This window comes from Pseudomonas sp. GW822-FHT06D10 (genome assembly GCF_058799535.1).
In genome coordinates this window covers 101504-125275 of the sequence record NZ_JBXALN010000008.1, presented here as the reverse complement: position 1 = coordinate 125275, position 23772 = coordinate 101504, and the positions used below count along the sequence as shown (strand labels likewise).

At 58.8% G+C, this 23772-nt stretch carries 22 protein-coding genes; 4 read left to right on the top strand and 18 right to left on the bottom strand.

What is annotated here, in order from left to right:
* Positions 1-65: 65 nt before the first annotated feature.
* The 5 genes from AC1RL5_RS24980 to AC1RL5_RS24960 are packed head-to-tail and all read right to left on the bottom strand — an operon-like array spanning position 66 to position 4372.
* A complete protein-coding gene (locus AC1RL5_RS24980; RefSeq protein WP_123577054.1) occupies positions 66-1247 on the bottom strand; it encodes a pyridoxal phosphate-dependent aminotransferase in 1182 nt (393 codons plus the stop codon).
* A 43-nt stretch (positions 1248-1290) separates the two neighbouring features.
* Positions 1291-1980, bottom strand: coding sequence for an ABC transporter permease (locus AC1RL5_RS24975; protein WP_011063273.1), 690 nt, complete (start codon positions 1978-1980; stop codon positions 1291-1293).
* Positions 1981-1989: 9 nt separating this feature from the next.
* Positions 1990-2703 (bottom strand): ABC transporter permease, encoded by a 714-nt coding sequence (locus AC1RL5_RS24970; protein ID WP_053153682.1) that lies wholly within the window; start codon positions 2701-2703, stop codon positions 1990-1992.
* Between the two features lie 51 nt (positions 2704-2754).
* Entirely contained in the window at positions 2755-3528 is a 774-nt protein-coding gene (locus AC1RL5_RS24965) for a transporter substrate-binding domain-containing protein (RefSeq protein WP_011063271.1), read from the bottom strand.
* Positions 3529-3577: 49 nt separating this feature from the next.
* On the bottom strand, positions 3578-4372 hold the full coding sequence (locus tag AC1RL5_RS24960; protein ID WP_011063270.1) for an ABC transporter ATP-binding protein: 795 nt from the start codon (positions 4370-4372) through the stop codon (positions 3578-3580).
* Between the two features lie 225 nt (positions 4373-4597).
* On the opposite strand from AC1RL5_RS24960, the gene AC1RL5_RS24955 reads away from it, so the two are divergent.
* The 4 genes from AC1RL5_RS24955 (at position 4598) to AC1RL5_RS24940 (ending at position 8621) form a co-directional block, all read left to right on the top strand.
* A complete protein-coding gene (locus tag AC1RL5_RS24955; RefSeq protein WP_492589867.1) occupies positions 4598-5518 on the top strand; it encodes a LysR substrate-binding domain-containing protein in 921 nt (306 codons plus the stop codon).
* 123 nt (positions 5519-5641) lie between these two features.
* A complete protein-coding gene (locus tag AC1RL5_RS24950) occupies positions 5642-7249 on the top strand; it encodes a 5-guanidino-2-oxopentanoate decarboxylase (RefSeq protein WP_492589865.1) in 1608 nt (535 codons plus the stop codon).
* A gap of 96 nt (positions 7250-7345) precedes the next feature.
* Entirely contained in the window at positions 7346-7822 is a 477-nt protein-coding gene (locus AC1RL5_RS24945; protein ID WP_011063267.1) for an HIT family protein, read from the top strand.
* 1 nt (position 7823) lies between these two features.
* Positions 7824-8621, top strand: coding sequence for a GNAT family N-acetyltransferase (locus AC1RL5_RS24940; protein ID WP_072450909.1), 798 nt, complete (start codon positions 7824-7826; stop codon positions 8619-8621).
* 8 nt (positions 8622-8629) lie between these two features.
* Here the strand turns inward: AC1RL5_RS24940 and AC1RL5_RS24935 are convergent, their stop codons facing one another.
* From AC1RL5_RS24935 to AC1RL5_RS24875, 13 genes are all read right to left on the bottom strand, one after another.
* Positions 8630-9478, bottom strand: coding sequence for a DUF4087 domain-containing protein (locus tag AC1RL5_RS24935; RefSeq protein WP_207239612.1), 849 nt, complete (start codon positions 9476-9478; stop codon positions 8630-8632).
* Between the two features lie 78 nt (positions 9479-9556).
* The gene (locus AC1RL5_RS24930) at positions 9557-10186 is read right to left on the bottom strand and encodes an SMI1/KNR4 family protein (RefSeq protein WP_072450907.1); all 630 of its coding nucleotides are present in this window, start codon (positions 10184-10186) and stop codon (positions 9557-9559) included.
* A gap of 242 nt (positions 10187-10428) precedes the next feature.
* Positions 10429-11298 (bottom strand): glycosyltransferase family 2 protein, encoded by an 870-nt coding sequence (locus tag AC1RL5_RS24925; protein ID WP_072450906.1) that lies wholly within the window; start codon positions 11296-11298, stop codon positions 10429-10431.
* A 227-nt stretch (positions 11299-11525) separates the two neighbouring features.
* Complete coding sequence (locus AC1RL5_RS24920) at positions 11526-12080, bottom strand: acyltransferase (RefSeq protein WP_072450905.1); 555 nt, start codon at positions 12078-12080, stop codon at positions 11526-11528.
* Between the two features lie 79 nt (positions 12081-12159).
* Positions 12160-14052, bottom strand: coding sequence for an asparagine synthase (glutamine-hydrolyzing) (gene asnB / locus AC1RL5_RS24915; RefSeq protein ID WP_072450904.1), 1893 nt, complete (start codon positions 14050-14052; stop codon positions 12160-12162).
* Between the two features lie 3 nt (positions 14053-14055).
* A complete protein-coding gene (locus AC1RL5_RS24910; protein WP_072450903.1) occupies positions 14056-15519 on the bottom strand; it encodes an oligosaccharide flippase family protein in 1464 nt (487 codons plus the stop codon).
* 14 nt (positions 15520-15533) lie between these two features.
* Positions 15534-16802 carry a glycosyltransferase family protein gene (locus AC1RL5_RS24905; RefSeq protein ID WP_072450902.1) on the bottom strand — a complete coding sequence of 423 codons (1269 nt, stop codon included), beginning with the start codon at positions 16800-16802 and terminating at the stop codon, positions 15534-15536.
* 140 nt (positions 16803-16942) lie between these two features.
* On the bottom strand, positions 16943-18823 hold the full coding sequence (gene asnB, locus AC1RL5_RS24900) for an asparagine synthase (glutamine-hydrolyzing) (RefSeq protein ID WP_072450901.1): 1881 nt from the start codon (positions 18821-18823) through the stop codon (positions 16943-16945).
* A 116-nt stretch (positions 18824-18939) separates the two neighbouring features.
* Positions 18940-20085: a DegT/DnrJ/EryC1/StrS family aminotransferase gene (locus tag AC1RL5_RS24895; RefSeq protein WP_072450900.1), complete on the bottom strand. Its 1146-nt coding sequence runs from the start codon at positions 20083-20085 to the stop codon at positions 18940-18942.
* 5 nt (positions 20086-20090) lie between these two features.
* Entirely contained in the window at positions 20091-21065 is a 975-nt protein-coding gene (locus tag AC1RL5_RS24890) for an NAD-dependent epimerase/dehydratase family protein (protein ID WP_072450899.1), read from the bottom strand.
* Between the two features lie 13 nt (positions 21066-21078).
* Positions 21079-22170, bottom strand: a complete 1092-nt coding sequence (locus AC1RL5_RS24885; protein WP_072450898.1) for a DegT/DnrJ/EryC1/StrS family aminotransferase — start codon at positions 22168-22170, stop codon at positions 21079-21081.
* Positions 22171-22755, bottom strand: a complete 585-nt coding sequence (gene wbpD / locus AC1RL5_RS24880) for a UDP-2-acetamido-3-amino-2,3-dideoxy-D-glucuronate N-acetyltransferase (RefSeq protein WP_072450897.1) — start codon at positions 22753-22755, stop codon at positions 22171-22173.
* 5 nt (positions 22756-22760) lie between these two features.
* Positions 22761-23708, bottom strand: coding sequence for a Gfo/Idh/MocA family protein (locus AC1RL5_RS24875; protein ID WP_093408289.1), 948 nt, complete (start codon positions 23706-23708; stop codon positions 22761-22763).
* Between the last annotated feature and the right edge of the window lie 64 nt (positions 23709-23772).

Genomic DNA, 23772 nt, shown 5'->3' with positions numbered 1-23772 from the left:
AAAGTAAGGCGCAGCAGTGTTCTTGTCGGAGGTACCAGGGCCGCTGGGCGGCCCGGGTCATGCATTCAGCGTTGTGCGCCCAGGGTTTCGACAAAGCCGGCAATGCGCTGGCAGGCGTCCTTGAGCACCTCGTCGGCGACGGTGAAGGAGATCCGCACGAAGCCTTCGGCACTGGCGCCGAAAGCCTGGGCGTCGAGCACCGAGACCCCGGTGGCGCGGAACAGCTGCCAGGCGAAATCCATGCTCGACAGGCCGGTGCGGCGTACGTCCACCAGCATGAACATCCCGGCTTCCGGCTCGCGGCAGTCCAGCAGTTGCACCTGCTTGAGGCCCGCCACCACCAGGTCGCGGCGCCGGCGATAGACCTCGCGGGCGCTGCCGATCACTTCTTCATCGAGTTCCAGGGCCTTGAGCGCGGCTTCCTGGATAAACCCCGGCAGGCCGTAGAGCATGCACAGCAAGAGGTTGTCCAGATGCCCGACCAGGGCCGGCGGGGCGATCACCCAGCCCACGCGCCAACCGGTCATGGCATGGGTTTTCGACAGGCTGTTGAGGATTACCGTGCGCTCGGCCATGCCCGGCAGCGAAGCGATGCTCAGGTGTTCGCGGTCGTAGGTCAGTTGCCCGTAGACCTCGTCGGAGATCACCCAGAGGTCATGCTTGCGCGCCACCTCGGCCACGGCTTCCAGCTCCTCACGGCTGTAGACGTTGCCGGTGGGGTTGCACGGGGTGGCCAGGGCAATGCCGCGAGTCTTGTTGGTGAGCGCCGCTTCCAGGGCCGCGGCGGTCAGGCGAAAGCCATTGGCCGCCGGCTGCTGGACGCAGGCGATCTGCGCCCCCGAGGCGTGGATGCAGGCCTCGTAGGTCAGGTACATGGGTTCTGGCACCAGCACTTCGTCGCCGCTGCTGAACAGGCACAGCGATGTGGCGAACAAGCCGTTCTGCGCACCCGCCACCAGCGCCACGTTGTCGGCGCTGACCTCGATGCCCAGCAGGCGGCGCTGCTTGGCGGCGATGGCCTCACGCAGGGCCGGGCGGCCGAGGACGTGGGTGTAGTGGGTGTCGCCTTGCTCCAGGGCGGCACTGGCGGCGGCGCTGATGCGCTCGTCGGTGGCGAAGTCCGGGTCGCCGACGCTGAGCACGATCACGTCTTCGCCGCGACCACGGGCCTCGATGGCTGCGTAGTGGATGTCCCAGGCGCTGACGGATTCGCCGCTGATGCGCTGTACGAAAGGTGAGTAACGCATGTTGTTCTCCTCACGGGCCTCGCTGCCCGCGCAATGAATGGGTTCAGGCCTGACGCTGGGGGACCTTGCCCAGGCGTGCGCACAGATGTTCGATGACAAAGGCCAGGACGATGTAGATCAGTGCCACGGCCAGCAGCGGCTCGTAGACTTTCAGGGTCTGTGCCCGTACCAGGTTGGCCGCGCCCAGCAGGTCGGTGACCGCCACGGTGGACGCCAGTGCAGTGGCCTTGAGCAGCAGCACACATTCCCCCACCAGGGTCGGGCGCACCAGTTCCAGGGCCCGGGGCAGCCACACCCGGCGCAGGGTCAGCCAGTGGCCCATGCCATAGGCGCGGGCGGCTTCCAGCTCGCCTCGTGGCACGGCCCGCAGGCCGCCACGCAGCACTTCGCCGACGTAGGCGCCGACACTCAGGGTCAGGGCCAAGGCCACATACCAGAAACCTTCGCGCAGGTAGGGCCAGAGAAAGCTGCCGCGGATCGGCGGGTAGGCGGCGAACAGGCTGCCGACCCCGTAATAGAGGATGTAGATCTGCACCAGCAGCGGGGTGCCGCGAAACACACTGATGTAGAACTGCATCGGCGCACGAATCAGAGGATTGCGCGACACCCGGCCCAGGCCCACCACTACTGCCAGGGCAAAGCCGCAGATTCCGCTCAGCAGCAGGAGCTTGAGGGTGATGCCCAGGCCGCGCAGCAGCTCGCTGGAAAAACCGTTGATCCAGGAAAAGTCCATCCGAGTCTCCTAGTGCTGGGGCAGCCAGCGGTTGGTGCGTCGTTCGAGCACGCGGAACACGCTGCCGGACACCAGGGTGATGACGAAATAGAAGGCCGCGACCGCCAGGTAGAACACCAGGTAATGCTTGGTGGAACCGGCCGCCTGTTTGCCCACCGAGAGCAGCTCGCTGTAGCCGACGATGCTGATCAGTGCGCTGTCCTTGACCAGCACCAGCCACAGGTTCGACAGCCCGGCCATGGCGTAGGGCAGCATGCTCGGCAACAGGATGCGCCGCACCAGCAGCCAGCGCTCGATGCCGTAGGCCCGGGCCGCTTCGATCTGACCGTGGGGGATGGCCTGGATCGCGCCACGGATGATCTCCGCCGAATAGGCGCCCTGGACGATGCCCAGCACCAGTACCGCGGCAATGAAGCCGTTGACCGTGACACTCGGCCGGTCCATGGCCGCCATGGCCATGTTCAGCAGGTCGGTACCGGCGTAGTACAGCAGCAGAATCAGCAGCAGTTCGGGCATGGCCCGGTACAGGGTGGTGTAGGCGTTGGCCAGCTTCACCAGCCAGCGCGGGCCCTTGAGCTTGATCATCGCCACCAGCAGGCCGATGCCCAGGCCGAGCACAAAGGCCCCGGCGGAAATCTGCAGGGACACCAGCGCGCCCTGGGCCAGGGCGCCGAGCCAGCCGTCGGCGACGAACAGTTGGGAAAGGTCGGACAGAGAAATCATGACGTATCCAGTCAACGCCGGCGGCCCGCGCAAACGGGCCGGCCGGACGGCTTAGTTGGCAGAAATGTCGACGCTGAAGTAGCGGCTGCGGATCTTGTCGTAGGTGCCATCGGCCTTGAGCGAGGCCAGGGCGGTGTTGATCCGCTGCTGCAGGGCGCTGTCACCCTTGCGCAGGCCGACCCCGATGCCGGAACCGAACAGCGGGTCCTTGGGCGCCAGGCCCTTGTCCGCCAGACCGGCGCCGGCCGCGGTCTTGAGGATCGGCTCGATGGTCAGGGCGTCGGCCAGCATCACGTCGATGCGCCCGCTCTGCAGGTCGGCGATCATGTCGTCCTGGGTGGTGTAGTAGCGCAGGGTCGAGGTCTTGCCGTAGTAGGTCTTGGCGAAGGTCGCGTTGGAGGTCGAACCCTGCACGCCGATCAGCTTGCCCTTGAGGCCTTCGGGGGTGGTGACCAGCTCCAGGCTCTGGTCGGCGACCCACATGGCCGGGGTCTGGTAGTAGGGCGCAGAGAAATCGATGACCTTTTCCCGTTCGTCGGTGATGCTCAGGGAGTTGAGGATGGCGTCGATCTGGCTCGATTGCAGGGCCGGGATCAGGCCGTCCCAGGCCACTTCCTTGAGTGGGCACTGGGCCTGCATGCGGTCGCACAGAGCCTTGATCAGCTCCGGTTCGAAGCCGCTCCAGTCGCCATTGCCGCTTTTCATCGAGAACGGCGGGTAGGGTTCCAGGGCGATGCCGAAGACGATCTTGTCGGCGGCCACGGCGTGGCTGGCCAGTGCACTGAACAGGCAACCGGTGGCGAGCACCTTGAGCAGGTTTTTCATGGCTTTACCCTTTATCGAAGTTGTTGTTTTCAAGGATTGAAGCGAAACGTCAGACGCGGTTTTCCTGAGCCATGACGAATTGCCGGCAGCGCTCGCTGACCGGGTTGAGGAACACTTGCTGGGGGGGCCCTTCTTCTTCCACCAGCCCCTGGTGAAGGAACATCACCTTGCTCGACACATCCCGGGCAAAGGCCATTTCGTGGGTCACCAGGATCATGGTACGGCCTTCCTCGGCGATGCCCTGGATGACCTTGAGCACTTCGCCCACCAGTTCCGGGTCCAGGGCCGAGGTCGGTTCGTCCATCAACAGCACCTGGGGGCGCATGGCCAGGGCCCGGGCGATGGCCACCCGCTGTTGCTGGCCGCCGGAGAGAAAGGAAGGGAAAGCGTCGCGCTTGTTGGCCAGGCCGACCTTTTCCAGCAGGTGCTCGGCATGGGCGATGGCGTCCTTGCGGTCTTCACCGAGGACATACACCGGCGCTTCGATGACGTTTTCCAGGACGGTGCGGTGAGGCCACAGGTTGAAGCTCTGGAACACCATGCTCAACTGGGTGCGCAGGCGCGCCACCTGGGCCGGGTCGGCGACCTGCGGGTTGCCGGCACGGTCGGTCCTGATGCGCACTTCTTCGCCATTGATGCGCAGGCTGCCGCTGCAGGGAATCTCCAGCAGGTTGATGCAGCGCAGCAGGGTGCTTTTGCCCGAGCCGCTGGAGCCGATCAACGACACCACTTCGCCTTCATTGGCGCGCAGGGCGATGCCCTTGAGCACGTGGTGATCGGCGTAGCTCTTGTGCAGATCATCGATCGCCACCACGGGATTGACGGAGTTGGGCTGCGATTGCAAGGGTCGACCCTCTTGTTATTGTGCGATGGCCGGGCAGTACCCGGCACAGGGTAGGGCTTGAGAATTAGCCATCGACGGCGGCGGGTCAATCGAGCATTTTTAGTGGGACACGGTAATTTTTTTCAGTAATGGGCTTTTTTTTCGGCGACGAGCAAGGCTATTGCCGGACGCCGATTGCAGCTATGGTGCTGCCACTCGTTTTTTTGTAGTCGAGGCATGATCGGTATGCGTTATCCCTCCATGACCGCGTTGCGCGCTCTGGACGCGGTGGCCCGCCTGGGCAGTGTCGCCGAGGCCGCCAATGAGCTGAACCTGACGCCCAGCGCCATCAGCCACCAGATCAAGAGCCTGGAGCAGACCCTGGGGTTTGCCCTGACCGAGCGCCAGGGCCGCAGCATTCGCATCACCTACCAGGGGGAGCGCTATGCCCGGGACATCCACCTGCTGCTGGCCAATATCCTCGAGGCCGGCCAGCGCTCCGATGGCCAGCAGGTCAGCGGCCGGCTGTGCATCAGCAGCCCGCCGGGGTTCGCTACCTATTGGCTGTGCACCCATATCGCCGAATTCCAGGCGCTGTATCCCCAGGTTGAACTGCAGTTGGTGTCGCCCCGCACTCCGGGGGACACCAGCGACAGCAGCGTCGATCTGTTCGTGGCCTATGGCATGGGCGACTGGCCCAACCAGCACGTGCAGAAGATCGTCTCCCTGCGCTATTTCCCGGTGTGCAGCCCGAGCCTGGTGAATGCCATGGGTGGCCTGAAAACCCTTGATGGCCTGGATCACGCCTTGCTCCTGCACATGATCGACTACTCCGACTGGCGGGTCTGGCTGGCGGCCGCCGGGGCGCCGAATGTCGACGTGCGCCGGGGCATCGTGTTTGCCGACGCGCACTTCGTGCAGTCGGCCTGCATCGCCGGCCAGGGCATTGCCATGGGCGACAACCTGATCAGCGGCGAAGCCCTGGCCCGGGGCCAACTGGTGCAGCCCTTCGGCACCGAGATCGAGTCCAATCGCGGCTACTACCTGGTGGCCGACCTGCTCAAATCCGAGCGGCCGGTGGTGCTGGCGTTCAGCGAGTGGGTCAAGTCCCAGCTGCAGGGCATCACCCGCTTGCACCCGGAAGCCCGTCGTAACGGCAAAGCGTGAATTTTATTGAGCAATCGCCGCGATTTTTTTCGATTGTTGCCCCTTGGGTGCAGCGACTAATGTCCCTCGACATCAGCCGGGCGCAGGGTGTCGCCCGCACATAAGAACAAGAGGAAGTAGTCGATGACCACCTGTGCGCAGTCCCTGGTTCGTTTGCTGGAAGGTTATGGCGTGGACACGGTATTCGGGATTCCCGGCGTGCACACCGTCGAGCTCTATCGCGGCCTGCACGGCAGCCGCTTGCGCCACGTCAGCCCACGGCATGAACAGGGGGCCGGGTTCATGGCCGACGGCTACGCCCGGGCCAGCGGCAAGCCTGGGGTGTGCTTCATCATCACTGGCCCTGGCATGACCAATATCCTCACGGCCATGGGCCAGGCCTATGCCGATTCGGTGCCGATGCTGGTGATCTCTACCGTCAACCGTCGCGAGCACCTGCGCCTGGGCCACGGCCACCTGCACGAACTGCCGGACCAGCGAGCAATGGTGGCCGGGGTCTGCGCCTTCAGCCACACCCTGCAAGCGCCTTCGGAGTTGCCGGAACTGCTGGCGCGGGCCTTTGCCGTATTCAAGTGCGCACGGCCGCGGCCGGTGCACATCGAGATTCCCCTGGACGTGCTGGAGATGTCCGCCGATAACCTCAACCTGATGCCCCGCAGCCTGCCTGGCGCGCCGGCGCCGGCCGGGGCTTCGATCGAGGCGGCGCTGGCCTTGCTCAACAGTGCCCACCGTCCGTTGATCCTGGCCGGCGGTGGTGCCCGGGGTTGCGCCGAGGTCCTGCGGCAATTGGCCGAGCGCCTGCAGGCGCCGGTGGCCCTGACCACCAACGCCCGCGGCCTGCTGCCTTGCGGGCACCCGCTGTTGCTCGATGGCGTGCAGTCCTCGGCCCATGGCCGGGCATTGATCGACGAAGCGGATGTGGTGCTCGCCGTGGGCACCGAGCTTGGGGAAACCGACTACGACTTCTTTGGCCTCGGGCCGCTGCGCTTCAAGGGTTCGCTGATTCGCCTGGACATCGACCCGATGCAGGTCATGGGCGTGCAGCGGGCCCATGTCGGCCTGGTGGGGGATGCCCTGGAAGGTTTGCAGGCACTGCTGGGCAAGGTGGCGCCTGCCAATTCCCGCGGGCGCTGGGCACTGGACAGCGTGCAACGTGTGAACCAGACCGAGCGTGCCGGCTGGACGCCCAAGCAGCAAGGCTTGCAGGGCCTGCTGGACCTGCTGCGGGACCATCTGGATGCCCCGATCCTGGTGGGCGACTCGACCCAGCCGGTGTACCAGGGCGCCTGTGGCTACCAGGCCCCGGCCCCGGCCAGCTGGTTCAACGCCGGCAGTGGTTACGGCACCCTGGGCTACGGCTTGCCGGCGGCCATGGGCGCCAAGCTGGCGCGGCCCGAGCGGCCTGTGGTGGCGCTTGTGGGGGACGGTGGCTTGCAGTTCGCCAGCGGCGAGCTGATCGCGGCCAAGGAAGCACAGATCGGCGTGATCCTGCTGGTGTGGAACAACCAGTGCTACGGCGAGATCCGCGACTACATGCAGGCGCGGGATATCGTGCCGCTGGGGGTGGACATCCTCACCCCGGACTTCCAGGCCATGGCCCGAAGCTTCCATGTGGCGCACCACCGCGCCGACTCCCCCGCGCAGCTGCAAGACCTGTTGCACACCCTCAAGGACACCCGCCAACCGGTGATGATTGAGGTCGATGCCGGCGCCTACCTGGCGCTGGACTGAACCCAAGCCGGGCACAAGGAGCGCGCTTTACAGGATGCAGGTGGGTTACATTGGCGGCGCCCGACCGGGCGCGCCTTGCCACTTGAGGATTCAGGGATGAATTGCATTTTCTGCCAGATTGCCGCCGGCACCTTGCCCGCCGCACTGGTGTACCGCGATGAGCACTGCATGGCCTTCATGGACGTGCATCCGCTGGGTGAAGGGCACCTGCTGCTGATCCCCCAGCAGCACGTAGAGAAGCTCGAGCAATTGCCCGGTTTCATCCGCCAGCACCTGTACCAGGTCTTCGATGGCCTGCTGGCGGCGCAACGGCGTGCCGGCTACGGCGTCGAAGGCACCCACCTGCTGGTCAATGACGGCCGCGCCACCAACCAGCACATTCCTCATGCGCACCTGCACTTGATCCCGCGCAAACGCGGCGATGGCCTGGGGTTTGCCGGGCGCTTGCTGCTGCATTTCACTGGCTTGTTCGGCCGCCGGACCCAACTGGAGGTGTTGCAGCAGCAGGCCACGAGCATCGCCGAGCAGGTGCGGGTGCCCTGGGTCAGTGAAACCCCGGTGGGTAACCGCTGATATGCACCTGAGCCGCGCGCTGGCGCTTGAATATGCCGAAACCCAATACCTGCGGGCCCGGGTCCAGGGGCTGGCGAGCCTGCCGGGCAACCCTTATCGAGCCTGCCTGTATGGTGAGCCGGTTTGTGGTGCCTTCGTCGTCGGCGGCAACCCCAGCCCGATGATGAACCGGGTACATGGCGACAGGGCACAGGATGCCCGGCGCCTGATCGATCTGCTGCAGAGCTGCGTGGCTTACGCCCCGGCGATCGCCTTGATCGCCGAGTCAGCCAAGGTTGTGCCCACTCTGGAGCTGCAAGGGCTGCCGTTGCAGCGCCTGAAGGGCTGGACTCATGGGCAGCTGTTCGCGCCTGTGGGCGAGATTGTGGCGCCACCTTCAGTGCTGGATATCGAGCCGGTGACCGCCTCGACGCTGGAAGTGTTCTGCATGTTGCACCGCGAAGGCTTCAATACCCCTGCGGCCGCTCGGCCGGCCACCCAGGCGGCCTTTGGTGGCTTGCTCAACGATGGGCGCGGGCATTTGTACCTGTTGCGGGAGCAGGGCGTTGCGGTGGCCGGCGCGGCGCTGTTCATCGCCGACAACGGCGTGGCGTACCTGGGCACCGCCTTTACCACCCGGGCCGCGCGGGGCCTGGGTTATCACCGGGCCCTGATCGCCCATCGCTTGCAGCAGGCTGCTGCTTTGGGGGCCCGGAGCGTGGCAGCCACCGCTCTGGTGAACTCGCAAAGCCGGCGCAACCTGGAGCACTGCGGCTTGCGCTTGTCTCACCTGCAAACCTTGTATCGGGCCGTGCCCTAGCGGGGGCTCTATGGCGCCGGGTCGAAGCGGATCGACTGCAGGATGGCCCCCAGGGTGGCGAAATCCTGGAAGAACCCTACGCTGTCGGCCACCACCTGACGCTGGCCGCTATCGATCACCGCCATCAGGCAGGTACCGCCAACGGCATGAAAGCCGGTTTCCTCATCGCTGATGCCGCAGGTCTGATAGGCCAGCAGGCCTTGCCAGCCGGGGCCACTTATCTCCTGTACCGGGCTGGGCTCGTCCCTGCCGGCGCTGCGCATCCAGACGCCGTTTTCCTGATAGAAGAACAAGCCCTCGGCGGCCTGCTCCAGGCTGCCCTGCTGCTGGCACAGGTGGAGGGTGTACTCCTCGTTTGGGCGTTTTTTCGGGTGATCCAGGGTGAGGCAGTTTTGCGTCTGGCTGAGCTTCCAGCCTTTGGGATACTGCAGGCTGAAACCTTGGCCTTGAAAGCGTGGAGAGCCCTTGGGCAATTCGGGTTCTCCGGCTTCCTCCTTCAAGGGTTCATACAGGCTGGGATCGCTGCGACAGGCGGACAGCGGGCGGGCCTTGGCCTTGTGCAATTGGTCGAGGCGATGAGTCTGTGGATCAGCGTTGGCGCTGACACACGCACAGCCGTAGCCGTAATGATTGTTGGTCCGCACCCATTGCTGATCGTTGAAGGTGGGCCACCCGCCCTCGGCCTGATAGCCGCCCTGGGTGGCGATTTCCCAGACGCCGTCGCGGTCGGTGAGGGTGGCATTGGCCGGGGTCGGGTTCTCGAACCAGCCACAACGGCGTTCGACCTTGGCCTGCGCGGCGCTGGCGGGCAAGGCAATCAGTACCAGGAGTGTGCAGATCAGGGCACGCTGAAACATGGAGCATCCTTGTTCGGGGGGAGGGACCGCAGTTTGTGCACGGGCATCAGTCTCAGCAGAGACCGAGGTCCTTGTTATTCAGTAGCGCCACTTGCGTACCAGGTCCTCTCCGTAGCGCTGGCTGATCAATGCTTCGGCAGCATCATCGTCGTCATACACCTCCGCCAGGCAGAACAGCATCAGCGCATCCAGGTACTCCTCGGGGGAGTCGAAGAAGCGTGTCAGCGCTATGCCTGTGTCGTGATCGAAGTAGTACACCACGCCGCTGTTTCGTTCAAAACAGAACATATTGCCGTTGCCCAAGTAGTCGCCGAAGGCGATCAGCTGTTGGGCCAGGGGCAGGTCCAGATCGGTCTCGGGGATGTCCACGATGCCGGGATAGGCTTCCAGCAGTGGCTGGATCGGGGTATGGCCGGGGCCGACGCTGCAAAGGATTTCCGCCAGGGACAGCACCCCCAGTTGCCGATGGTAGTCGCGCAGCGACCGCGGCAACGGGCAGCCCAGGCGTTGCTCCAGCGCCTGCAGGGCGTCCTCGCTGACAGGCGTCAATTCCGGTTCGTTGACGTGGCCTTCCCACAGCGCACCGTAGGCACCGATGACCGCCAGGTACCAGCTCAAGCGTGCAGCCTGATCGGGCAGGTCCGGCCAGGCCAGGGGAGGGCAGCCGGCGGGAGGCCAGTCGGCCGTAGCGTTGTGCTGTTCTGACATGAGGAGTCCTTAGATGAGTTGGAGGCAGAGGGCGATTATGTGCTACGGCGCTGGCATTTCAGGATGATGCTTGTGGGGTTGTTTTGCTGAAAAACCGGCACGTAGTCTGGCTCGACGCAGCTCTGGCAGAGGTTAAGTGGCGGTGGGTGGCCCAGGACATTTGGCCCCACCTATCCCTGGACCCTACGTAACGATTTTTTCGCCGAGCATCATAAAGAGCAACCAAGGCAGATGACGGCGGTTTAACGTCCGGAGAAAAAGCTATAGAAGCGCTCTCTAATGGCATAAAGCCGTGCGGAGGAGTTTAACAGAAGTTTGATTCTTTCCTTTAAGGGGGCTTCTGGGATGAAACATATTATCTTGGAAAAGCCAAGGTAGCGTAAAAGCTGTAAGAGAAATGCAATAAGAAGTGCTCTCTGTTTTTGTGGTGGAAGCTTTAATTTGTAGTTTTCGTAAAAATAAAATATTGCGCGCTGTCTAACCCACATTTGCTCATTTACTTGTGAGTAATTGACCCCGCGCTTATAGCTATTGTTTTCATGAATTCGATACGAAATCCCAATTGTTGGGGTGTGAGTTGCTTCTACAGAAGAGTAGCGTGCGTGGAGCATCATCCATACATCTTCATTTGGTAAGAAACTCGGAATCGGAAAAGCCAGTTGAGCAAACGAGCGATTAAATGCCATGCAGCCACCTGACTCAAGACCGAGTGTAGGGTTTTTTGGTAGTGTCATTGCATTGTATTTTGAGTCGGCAGAGAAAGACTTGAGTTTGCAATATGAAATCTGGGGTTTATCTACTGCCTGTATTGGTGCGATCCGTTCATGAATACTTTCTGCAATCAGTAAGTCGTCAGCAGCCAACAGGATAAAAACATCTCCAGAGGCATTCTCAAAGGCTAGGTTGAATGCTTGTGCTTTACCAACGCCCCCGCTTTTTATAAGTTTTACAAAGCTAAAGGCGAGCTCTTCTACAATGTTACAGGTTTCGTCATCTGAGCCGTCGTCGACAACAATAACCTCGTACTCAAGGTTGTTTATCTTTTCAATGGAGCGAAGCGCTGCCTCAATGAACAGTGCTTCATTTTTTGCAGGCATCAAAATACTTAGCATATTGTATCAACCATTTAAGAGTTTTTTACGTTGCTTGGAATGAAGTGTTTCACGGCATTGGTACAAAAGTATATGGCCGTAATAGAAAAGTTTTTATTCGAAGGATGCCTGTCGAAGTTTGTTTGGCGGCTTGTTTTACCCATGACCTCAGGGTTTCGTTTCTAATGAGACTCTCTAAATATACAAGCCGAAGTTGCAGGCCCGTTTCGCGGCAAGGTGGCTTATCGCTAATGTTGCCTGGCTGGTGTGCCATAAACTTTAGCCCCCGCAGGAACATCGCGATTTACAAAGCTCATGGCGCCGATAATCGCGCCGTCACCAATGCTGACGCCCATCTGAATGATCGAGTTGGGGCCTATGTAGACACCATCGCCTATTTTCGTGGGTTTTCGGCTGGCTTCAACTTGCCCCAAGGATGTACTCCACTCCACGGTGTGGTGAGTGTATATCTGCACTCCACAGCTGACGGACACGTAGCTTCCGATCTCCAACCCGCCGGAGCCGTCCAGCACCACATTGGGGCCAATCCAGGTGTTTTTTCCAACCTTTACATCACCCAGGATCAGCACGTTGTTGTAGCAGGATGTTCCTTCTCCAAATCCGTAGAATCTGGCCGTCTCCCAGCGATCCGAGAGCAGATCGTTTATCGAGACGTGTCTCTTGAACTTGGAGAATATATCGGCGCGTAATTGGTTGATTACTCTTTTTAGCTGTTGCAAAAGTGCTTCGTCAGGCTTTGATGAAGCTCCCGGGTCTTTAGGCGAATCAGTTTTAATCGTCATCACAGGTCTCACTTTTTCAATCTCAAGACTTGGCTGCCTTCTTCGGTTGGTTAACCGGATTTTGGCCAGGGTGCTTCAATCAGCGCAGTTCAAAGTTATGTTGATACCACCGGGTGAAGTTGATCCAGCGCCAGACTTGCCAAGAGAATGCAGCTTTTCCTGAGATGATTTTCTCGAATTCCTCAAGGATTTGTGGCTGGTTCAGGAATGGCAGTCCGAGATCAATCTTCAGCCAGCCCCGGATCTGTTCGGCCAGTTGCACCAGCCATACCTGTTCGGGTGTAGAGAAGCCGACCTTGTCCCTTCGGTCCAAGATGGCATCAGGAACTATTCCACGCATCGCTGCACGGAACACGGACTTGGTTTCTCCTGATTGCGAGATCAGATAGTTTTCTGGCAAGGAAAGCAGGAAGTCTGCCATGTCGGAGGTCAGGAACGGTACTCGACTCTCGATGGAGAAACGCATCGAATTACGATCGCCATGGCGCAACAGTGACTGTAGCCCGCGGTGGGTCAGTGAGAATGCCAGCTCGGAGGCCAGTTTGCGTCCGGGCAGATCGTAGGGTGATTTCTGTTGTGGATAACCTATGTGCACACCGGCGTCACGCAGCATCTGTGTATCTATCCACGAGGGACTGGCCTGCATGCCATTTCCACGTCTGAGCAAGTCGTACAAGGGGCCTTCGGCGCACTCGGCAACGACCGTCTTGAAGCAGTGCTTCAAGCTTCTGTCTGGCCATGTTGACCACTGCCTTGCGAAGTTCAGTGCCTGCCGGTAATGGCCCTGTTCGAGCATGCTCTTGATGCGCTTCCCCGGGTAGCCGTGGTAGCCGGCCAATAACTCATCGGCTCCCTGGCCATCGAGGGTTACCGTGATGGCGTTGTCTTTAGCCAGCTTGAAGACCCGGTACTGGGCGTAAATGCTGGTGCTGCCAAAGGGCTCACCTTGAGCGTGAATCATGTCATCCAGGTCAGTAGACAGTTCCTGAGGGCTGACCAGTACCTTGTGGGCCTTGGCGTTTACCTGAGCATTGACCAGATCGACCCAAGGCTCCTCTGATACGGCGCTATCGCGGGCGATATAGCTGAATGTATTGATAGCTGCATCCGGTTCGATCTTGCGCATGGCGCAAACCACCGCCGAAGAATCCAGTCCACCGGACAATGCCGCTCCCAGGGGAACGTCACTGCGTAGGTGCAGCTTGATGTTGTGCAGGAAGCGTTCGCGCAACTCATCAGCAGCAGAAGAGAAGCTCAGGGTCGAAGTTTGTTCTATTCGCGGTCGCCACCACTGTTGTGGTGCAGTGAGCTGGCCATTGGATAGATCAAGGTGTAGCAAGTGCCCAGGCATCAACTGATGCACATCTTCGAAGAAAGTTGCGGTTTGTGAGTCGTAGTCGCCATGCACCAGATAGTCGTAGGCGCGTTGCCAGTTGAGCTGAACCTTGTTCTGCTTCAGCGCTTTCAATGCCGGCATTTCTGAGGCGAAAAGAAAGTTATCGCCTTCCTGGGTGTAATAGAACGGCTTGATCCCGAATGGGTCGCGAATACAGGAAAGCCTATTTGCCGCACGGTCAAAAACCGCGAATGCAAACATTCCGCGCAAGCGTGCAAGGCAGTCGGCTCGCCATTGAATCCAGGCCGCTAGTAGCACTTCGGTATCGGAGTCCGACTGGAACACGTGCCCCAAGGCTTGCAACTCAGTACGCAATTCGCGGTAGTTGTAGATTTCGCCATTGAAGACGATGGAAAAAAGCTGGTCCTTGGAGTGCATCGGCTGATGGCCGGCTAAGGACAAGTCAATAATGGACAGGCGCGTGTGACCCAGCACTAGTTTGTTGGAGGCAACCGGCATCTCTTCGTAGCCGAAGTCATTCGGTCCACGATGGCGCAAGGTCTGAATGGCCGCGTCGATACTCTGGGAGTAAGAGTGGGTTTCGCTGACGGAGAAGAAACCGAGTATTCCACACATAAATTAGCTACTTCTTTGCGAAAAAAGTTTAAGGCGGCTACGGACCATCTGTCCGGCTTTACGTAGTTCTGAAACCTGAACAAGCCCCAAGGCTAAAAAAATCACTGCCGTACCGCTGATAAACATCAAGTTGACCAACCAACGCAAGTAGCTGTTCAGCTCTGAACCCAGTCGCAGCGCCAGAAATAGCGCCACGACCGTTGCAGTCATTGAGCCGCAGAGCGGCCACCACTTATGCGGCACCGGATACAGCCTCTGACTGCACAGCATATAGATAGCGAACGTCAGCGAACTTCCCAGGAGCATGGCGATAGCGGCGCCGCTGCCTCCTAAACGAGGAATCAAGATCAGTCCCAGGGCAATGTTGGCGATCAGGCCGGCAAGATTGATCCAGATGGTCATGTGGGTTTTTTTGGCGATGCTGATGCCAGGGGTAAAAATGTACATCTGGGCCAGGAGAATTGACGGCACCAGGAAGACAATCAACTTGGAGGCTGAGTAGTAGTCTGCGGTTGTCATCAGCACCAGGACGTCATGGGCAAACAGCCCAAGTGCCAAGTAGGTCAGTAATGCAAAGCCGCAGAACACTCTGAATATGCGCGCCAACTGCCTGGGAGTATCGGCCTCGCGGTAGTAGGTGTAGATCAACGGTGTCAAGGCCCCTTGGAAACCGACCATGACTAGGCTGACTACACTGGCCAACCTGACCGCGACACCATACAGACCGACTTCTCCGATCGACACAAAGTGGTTGATCAGCAGACGGTCGATATAGATGCTGGCAAGCACTGTCACACTGGCAGGGACCAAGGGGATGGAGAACGCCAGCATTTCCTTGAGCCGGGCCCAATCAAAGCGAAAACGAAAGCTCTGGCGCAGGTGGTACAGCCCGTAGACAGTGCCAATGATGACTCCGGCGCTCATGCCCCACAACAGCCCCGGCAAGCCCATTCCTGCGCCATAGGTGAGGAGTACGGCAGCTCCGGCAGTGACCAGGGAAACAATGATGCTGACGAGTGCATAGTGCTTGCTACGCAATTCCCAGCGGAACTGGTTCTGGATAAGGTTGAACAGACCATTGAAGAAAATATAGACAATGCCCACCCTGAAGGCAGCAGTCAGTCCTTCGCGCCCCATGATCCAGGTGGACAGCTCATCGGCGTAGGTCAGGGTGATTACGGCGAATAGCGAATAACACAACGCAGTGAACCAGAAGGCGGACGATGCATAGGCGCAACGGCGTTCAGGGTCTGTTTCCGCTGAATAGAAGCGTGCTATGCCCTGGGACACCTCCAGGGCAATGGTCAGTGCGATAAGGCCTGAGAAAACCAGCAGCAAGTCCAGAGAACCATAATCTTCCGGGCTCAGCACACGGGTGTACAGCGGCACCAGAAATAGCGCGAGCCCCTTCGAAAGCAGTGCGGGGATTGCGTAAATGACACTGTCTCGAACAAAGAGCTTGAACATAGGTCGGCAAAGCCCTAGCGGTTATCCTGGCGTGAAGGAAAGTAAAAGTACTTGATGAACAGGCGTTGAAGTTTGCCTTTTGCGGCAGCCAGGAGTATTGCCTTCTGCTCGGGCAGTGGTGGAAATTTATCGTGTTGGTCGTTCCAGATTTTGAAGTAGTTATTGATAAATGCGTCTTCGCTGTATTTTTCCTGCCAGAATCCCCAGCAAGCAGCCATGACGCTTTCCAGATAAGCACGTTCGGCCAGCAGTTTTTCCAGGCGCGAGGCCAGCAGGTTCGCATCAACAGGAAACTGAATGATGGGGGAGGCCGGCAAGCCAGTAAAAACATCATGGTTTCCTGAAACGATTGCACAGGATGCGGCAGCTCCCTCGATGCCGAACCGACCCGGCCAGGTGGATGGCTGGTCGACCACTATGTCGGCTGCCAGCAACATGTCGACCACTTGGTGATTGGGGATGTGCTCCAGCAGGTGAAACTCGAACTGGTAGCCCTTTTGTCGGAGCGTTTCCACCGCCTCAAGCACCAGGTCGGTTCGTTTTACTGCCCGGTTTGAGGGAGCGTGCACGATAACCGGAATCTCTCCCGGACGACGTGGGCTGGTCAGTAGCGACCTCTGGCTGAACGTGAAGTGCCCCAGCATCCCTGTTTGAAAGGTCGCCTGGTTCCTTGAGGAAAGGGTCTTGGCAAAGCGCTCGGCCATGAACTGGCGATAGTACTTTCTCAGCATGTCCACTAGGGGGAGTGCGGGATAGGGGCCAATCGCGATACCTGGCGTGTACTTGTCAAACAAGGCGTCCTGCAAGTGGCGGCAACGCACATCATCTCCGCAGTGCTGAACAACCAGATCCACGCCGGCGAGGCGATAGAGAATGTAGTCGAGGTTCAGCGCGAGCAGGCTGGTGCACCAGATGAACCAGGCCTGATCGGCGCGTAAGAGGATCCAGGGTAAATGTCGGGAGCGACAGAGTGGTTCGCTGAACAGGCGGATTTTCAGGGACAGGGCAGAGGCGCTTTGTGTGTCCGTTTCTCCGTAGAAGACACCAGCGTGGGAGCGGGCACTGCGCACGGTAATGTACTGCTTTGCCAATGCGGCAGACAGTTCGCTGATGTTGTTGGCAATTTCGTGTATGCCGACAAAGACATATTCAGGTTTTGCCGGTCGTTTGCTGCAACTGCGCTTGATTCTCAAGGCCAGGGCTGGCAGCAGGAATATGGCAAAGCAAAAAAACGAGAACAAAAAGAAGCATGCAGATTGGGCTATCTTGAAGATGATTTTCATTTTACGTCCTGTGCATTACTTCTTTCATGCTGACTCTGCAGCAATAGCAGCGCTGGGTCGGAGCTGCTATTGCCGGATCTTGATCGGGATGTTTCACACGGCGGCTTTATATATGAGGGGTCAAGGCTGTTACAACAAAATCATGCAAAGCAGCCTTGCATATACTCTTCCATATTCAACAGGGACCAGATCAACAGCCTTCTGTTCTGTTTTCCTGAAAGATGTTCCTCGACAAGTGAAGTCAGTGCGGACTGGTCAAAAACGTCATAGATATGTGCGTTTTTATTCAGTAACTTCCTTCTGACAAACTCCATGCTCTCGCCTTTGAACCAGCTGGAGTCTGGCGCGGAGAAGCCTTGCTTCTCAGCCCGGGCAACGTCGTCTGGGATGTAGCGTTTCATGACATCGCGGAAGATCTGCTTGCCGTCTCGGGCCTTTTCAAAGTATTTGCTGACCTTGTCGCCCTGATCGTTCTCGTTGATTCTTATGACGTCGGCCAGGTTGTTCAGCTTCAGGTGCACTGGGCAGCGCATGGCGAAATCAACCAGATCGTTGTCCAGGAATGGCACACGGCTTTCTAGGCCATGGGCCATGCTGAGCTTGTCTTCAACTACCAGCAAACCATGAAGGAAGGTCTTGGCTTCGAAATACAGCGAGTGGTTGATGTAGTCTTCCGGGGTGTACAGGTTGTCTGCGTGGTGTTTGAAGACATCGCGGAAGATGTCCCGGGTCCACACATGTTTTACATCTTTCCAGATCGGCGCAAAGACCTGCTTGATCTCATTGTTGGGAATCAGCCGCTGCCAGAATGCGTAGTACTTGTCGATGTAGTGTTCGAAGTCATCGTTGACCACAGCACGGTAGTAGCGCCATGGATAACCGCCAAACAATTCGTCGCCGCCGGCGCCGGACATGACTACCTTGACGAACTTGGAGGCCAGTTGTGCGGCGTAGTAGTTCGGGTAGCTCTGGCCCACTCGGGGTTCTTCCAGGTGCCAGGCCAGTTTGGGCAGGACTCTTTCCATGTCTCCGGCTTTCAGGACCATTTGATAATGTTCGGTCTTGAAGTGGTAGGACATGTATTCGGCTTTACTGCGCTCATCGAACCCCATCTCGATACCCGAGGCGGAGTTGAGGTCGAAACCACAGGTAAAGGTTTTCATGTAGGGGTAGGACTTGGCCGCTATTGCTGTGATCGAGCCGGAGTCCATCCCCCCGCTCAGATAACTGCCCAGTTCAACATCAGTCACCAGTTGCCGGTTGACGGCCTGTTGGAACAAACGGTCCAGCTCTTCGCGGTACTCTTCGTCGCTGGCTTTGACCTTGGGTTCCTGGAAGTTGTAATCCCAGTACTGGGTGAGTTGCAAAGCTGGGGTGCGCCGCTTCATATCCAGCACGGCATAGTGGCCGGCTGGTAACAGCTTCACATCATTGAGCAATGTCTTGTCGGTAAAGATGTTCTGAAAGGTGAAATATTCCAGCAGGGCTTCCTTGTCCAGGCTGCGCCGAAACTCGGGCATGGCCAGGATGGCTTTCTGTTCGGAGCCAAAGGCGAGGGTCTGCCCTTGTTGTGCGTAATAAAGCGGTTTGATGCCGTAGCGATCTCTGGCCAGCAACAACGTTTGTTCCTGACGGTCCCACAAGGCCAGGCCGAACATGCCGTTGAAGCGCTCCAGTGCTTGTGCCCCCCAGGCGATCAATGCATTGAGCACAACTTCAGTGTCGGTGCGTGAACGGAACTGGTAGCCCAGGGTTTCCAGTTCGGTGCGCAGTTCACGGAAGTTGTAGACCTCGCCGTTGTAGACCAGTACATAACGCTGGGAGAGGGAGGCGGCAGGCTGATGGCCGGCAGGAGACAGATCGATGATTGCTAGACGCCGATGACCCAGGCCTACGTTGCCTTCAATCCAATGCCCCTCACCATCGGGTCCACGATGGGCAATGGCATCCGTCATGCGCTGCAGAACTGCAGGCGATACCGGGTTGTTATCGAGATGGATGAGGCCGGTAATGCCGCACATGCGTTTTGATGCTCCTTTGAATCGAGGGGAGTGCAGTGGGGAATTCGCAGGTCTGCGTAGTTCCGTTGCCTGAAAAGGTCATCCCGCTCGAATGAGCGGGATGCAGGTGCTGTTACTCAGCGCAGTTGGCGAATGGCCTCGACTACATAGGCGTAGTCTTCTTCGCTCATCCTGTTGTGCAGTGGAATAGCCATGGTGTGATCGTTACAGTCACGGGCACCCGGGAAGTCTTCCGGCTTGAAGCCGAAACGTTCGCGGTAATAAGCCAGCATGTGCACGGCATGGGTGCCTGGGCGGGTAGAGATCCCTTTGGCCTGGAGAATTTCCATCATGTCGTTACGCGGCATCGGGGCTTTTTGCGGATCGATGTAGGTAACGAATGCTTGCCAGCCGTGGCGGCTGCCTTGCGGAGTGGTAGGGAGTCGCAGCCAGTCGATATCGGCCAGTTGCTCGCAGTAGTACTGAGCCCAGTGCTCACGTTCGTCGATAAAACCGTCCAGCTTGCCCAGTTGTACCAAGCCGATCGCACCTTGCAGGTCGGTCATTCGGTAGTTGAAGCCCAGCAGGTTGAATTCCGGCAGCAGATAGGGGCGAGGGCCCAGATGGCGCTGTTCTTCGGAGAGCGAGGCACCGTGGCTGCGCAATTGGCTCATGCGTTCCGCCAGCTCAGGGTTGCTGGTGGTGACCATGCCGCCTTCGCCGGTAGTAACCGATTTGCGGGGGTGGAAGGAAAATGCCGCAGCATCTCCCAGGCTGCCGGCAGGGCGGCCTTTCCAGTCTGCACCTGCTGCACAGGCGGCGTCTTCGATAATGGCGACCTGCGCAGGCAGCGCCTCTCGCAACGCATCGATATCCAGGCAACGGCCGAACAGATGCACGGCAATGACGGCTCGAGTCTTGTCGGTGACCTTGGCGGCGACCTGGCTGATATCCAGGTTGTAGGTCAGCGGGTCGATGTCGACGAATACCGGAGTGGCGCCGCAGTACAGCACCACGTTGGCGGTGGCGATCCAGGTGAAGGTCGGAACGATGACTTCATCGCCCGGACCGATATCCAGGCCGGCGAGCGCCAGGTGCAGGCCTGTGGTGCAAGAGGTCACTGCCAAGGCGTGAGGAACCTGATGGCGCTTGGCGAAGGCCTCTTCAAAGGCCGCCACTTTGGGGCCTTGAGTCAACCAGCCGGTCATCAGCGGTTCACGGGCTGCCTGCCATTCTTCTTCACCGGTGCTGGGTAGCGAGATCGCAATGTTGCGCTTTTCCATTGTATTTACTCCGCCCCGTGCGTGGTGCGCCAATCGATGAGTTTCTGCAGGCCTTCACGCAGTTCGTACTGGTAGGTGAACCCTAGTTCTTCAGCAGCCTTTTTCGGGCAGCCAATACGGTTCTGTACCATGCGACGGGCATCGTCAGCGCTGTAGGGGCGGTACTGGACAACCAGGTCAGACTCTTTCATGTCGAGAATGGTGTCGCACAGTTCCTTGATGCTGGTCTGTACGCCAGTGCCGACGTTATAGAACTGGTCGGTGACGTCCGCTTCCAGCGCCTTGACGTTGCAGCGAGCAACGTCTTCGACATAGATGAAGTCGTAAGCCTGGCTGCCGTCGCCGTTGATCACCGGACCTTCATTGGCATCGATCTTGTTCAACATGATCGGAATCACGCCGGTGTAGGCGGCTGTCTGGTCCTGGTGGGGGCCATAGACGTTCATATAGCGCAGGCCGACGTAGCTCAGGCCGTATCGGTCGTGGAAGGCGTGGCACATGGCTTCACCGGCAATCTTGGTGGAACCGTAGAAGTTGCGGTTGTTGAACGGATGATCTTCGGTCATCGGTACTTCCACTGCGTCGCCATATACCGAGGCGGACGAGGAGTAGACCAGACGCTTGATGTTGTTCTTCACACAAGCTTCAAGGACGTTGAACGTACCTTCGACGTTGACGTGGAAAGCCGTGCGTGGGAAGTCCTTGCAATGCAGCAGCCACATGGCAGCCAGGTGAATGACACCGTCCATGCCTTGCATGGCGTCATTGAGCAAGTCGATCTCGCGAACGTCACCGCCATTGGCGTATAGACGGCAGCGCGGATCCTTGAGCTGCTCAGAGATGTTGCTGAGCTTGCCACGGGCAAAGTTGTCATAAACCACAACTTCGGCCGCTCCGGCCTTGAGCAGTTCCGAAATCACAAAGCTACCAATGAATCCGGCGCCGCCGATGACCAGAACTTTTGAACCTTCGATTTTCATGCGTGTACTCCAATCAAATTTTGCTAGCGGTGACCAGTGCTTCAACAATGTGCGACTGATCTGATGCCGTCAGGTAAGGGTGCATCGGCAGACTCATGACCCGTGTTGCCACAACGTCACCCACAGGAAGCTGTGCGTGTTCGTCTTTCACCGCTGGCTGGAGATTTAGCGGAATAGGATAGTGAACGGCCGTAGGGACCCCGGATTGCTTGAGGTGCTGCTGCACAGCATCGCGATTGTCCACTTGTACGGTGAACTGTGCCCAAGCGCTGATATTGTGAGGTTCAATATAAGGTGCGCTGATACCCGCCTGTGCCAGGAGTCGTGCGTAATTCTGCGCGACTTGCTGGCGTAATTGAATCTCTTCCTCAAGGATCTCCAGCTTGGGCAGAAGAATGGCGGCTTGCAGAGTATCCAGGCGGCTGTTTACGCCGATGCGGATGTGGTGGTAGCGGCGGTCCTGACCGTGCCGCGCTACTTGGCGAATGATTGTCGCCAACTCTTCGTCATTGGTGAAAATTGCACCGCCATCACCATAGCAACCCAGGGGTTTGCTGGGGAAAAAGCTGGCGCAGGCGATGGTGCTCAGGTTGCAGGAGGCTCTGTTTTTGTAGCTGGCTCCGAAGCTCTGGGCGGCATCTTCTATAACGGGAAGAGAGTGCCTGCCAGCGATGGCGTTAATTGCATCAAAGTCGGCGCACTGCCCGTAAAGGGAGACTGGGATAATGGCTTTGGTGCGGGAAGTAATAGCCGCTTCCAGCAGGGCCGGGTCCAGGTTGTAGGTTTGCGGGTCGATGTCCACATAGACCGGCTTGGCACCCAGCAAGGCGACGGTTTCCGCTGTCGCTATATAGGTGAAGCCGGGAGTGATGACTTCATCGCCTGGACCTATGCCCAGAGCCATGAGCGCAATTTGCAGGGCATCGGTGCCGTTGGCGCAACTGATGCAGTACTTTGCTCCTGAATAAGCGGCCAGGCGCTCTTCCAATTCAGCCACTTCAGGGCCGAGGATGTATTGGCCGTGGGATAGAACGCGAGCGATACCCGCGTCAATCTTGTCTTTGAGGCGGGCTTGCTGGGTCTTCAGGTCGATGAATTCGATCATTTACTGTGCGTCCATTTTGCTCAGGTTGTTGCCGCGCAAGACATAGCGGGCGCCGGTATGCGGGCAATGGCATTCGGCTTCTCCCTTGACCGGCAGTTCGAGGCGTTCGCCAAACTCGCTCATCCAGCCCAGTTGTCGTGCAGGCACCCCAACCATCAGGGCGTAGGCCGGTACATCCTTGTTGATAACCGCACCCGCGCCGACGAAGGCGTATTCGCCGATGGTGACCCCGCAGACGATGGTGCAGTTAGCCCCCAGCGTGGCACCCTTTTTCACCAGGGTGTCGAGGTATTGATCCTTGCGCTCGATTAATGAGCGTGGGTTGTAGACATTGGTGAACACCATGCTTGGACCACAAAACACGCCCTCTTCCAGGGTGACGTTGTCATATACCGAGACATTGTTCTGGATCTTGCAATGATCACCGATGAGCACTTTGTTGCCGACGAAGACGTTCTGGCCAAGGGAAACCCCTTTGCCGATCTGGGCGCCTGGGCATACATGCACGAAATGCCAGACTCGTGAGCCTTCGCCGATCTGGGCGCCATCATCGACGATAGCGCTTGGGTGCTGGTAATGGCTCATGACGGTCAGACCAGGCGGGACAGGAAGGGGTGCCCTTCGTTGTCCTGAGCTCTGACAGGGCTCATGGTGCGAATAGTCTCGACGGTTTCCACGCAGTGCCGGGTATCTTCGATACCGTAGCCCTTGCCGTCGAGTACGGCTTGGTAGCTGACGGTATGGAGATCGGTAAAGCCTTCGGAAAACTCGATTTCCGCGCCGTCGACGGTGATCGAACGGTAGGTAGGTTTCTTGCCCTTGACCGACTCAGGCAGGTCGTTGGCATCGATGGAAAGGAACCAGCGTACCCGGGCGTTCTCATACTCCAGGTAGCCGCAGGCCTTGTCGGCATTGCTGAAATGCACAACGTTGCGCTGCAGCTTGCCGAAGATGAAGTGCAGCATGTCATAGAAATGCACGCCGATATTGGTTGCGACACCAAAGGATTTTCGAGGGTCGCCTTTCCAACTTTCCATGTACCAGCGGCCGCGGCTGGTGATGTAGGTCAGTTCCACTTCGTGCTTATGGGCACTAGGTTGCGACTGCACGCGGTTCTTCAGGTCGATGATCGCCTGATGGTGACGCAGTTGCAGGATGTTCCAAAGGCGCTTGCCGGTTTCGCGCTCGGTCAGGCTCAGGTCTTCCAGCAGCGCTGCGCTGGGTACCAGTGGCTTCTCGCAGATCACGTCGCATCCAAGGCGCAGGCCCGCGGTGATATGGGAGTGATGAAGGTAGTTGGGCGAGCAGATCGAAACGATATCCAGAGTGGTTGCCGGATCTCGTTTAAGACGCCAGGCGTGGTCGTAGAAACGCTCGAACTCAGTGAAGAATTCGCTTTGAGGCGAAAGGCTATCGATGATGCCGACGGAGTCGTTGATGTCGTAGGCACAAACCAGCTCATTGCCGGTGTCCTTGATGGCACGCATATGGCGCGGGGCGATGTAGCCGGCGGCGCCGATCAGGGCAAAGCGTTTCATGGAGTTCCTCGGAAAAGAGTTTCAGCTACCTTTGGCAGGACGCGCGAAACAGGGCTTCTCGGGC